Source organism: Mesorhizobium sp. BHbdii, from assembly GCF_053848045.1.
Genome location: NZ_JBSPKX010000333.1, coordinates 1 through 394, shown reverse-complemented (window position 1 = coordinate 394; position 394 = coordinate 1). Strand labels below are relative to the sequence as shown.

The window sequence follows — 394 nt, the reverse complement described above, 5'->3', positions numbered from 1 at the left end:
TCGGCCACGCCATCCTGGGTGAACTCGACAACGACCTGATCCATAATTTCGCCAGGCCCGGCGAGAGCGCCATCGGCGAGCGCATCATCGTCCATGGGCGTGTGCTCGACGAACGCGGCGTTGGCGTTCCCGGCGTGCTCATCGAATTCTGGCAGGCCAATGCCGGTGGCCGCTACCGCCACAAGAAGGACGGCTATCTGGCGCCGCTCGATCCGAATTTCGGCGGCTGCGGCCGCGCCATCACAGGCGAGGATGGCGGCTATGCCTTCCGCACCGTCAAGCCCGGGCCTTACCCGTGGCCCAACGGTCCCAATGACTGGCGTCCGGCGCACATCCATTTCTCGGTTTTCGGCCATGGCTTCGCGCAGCGGCTGATCACGCAGATGTATTTCCA

Annotated in this window: 1 protein-coding gene; it reads left to right on the top strand. The window is 64.5% G+C overall.

The window, feature by feature from the left end:
* Positions 1 to 394: dioxygenase family protein (locus ACWTU8_RS33305; protein WP_455851440.1), on the top strand; the 394-nt coding region annotated here is incomplete at both ends.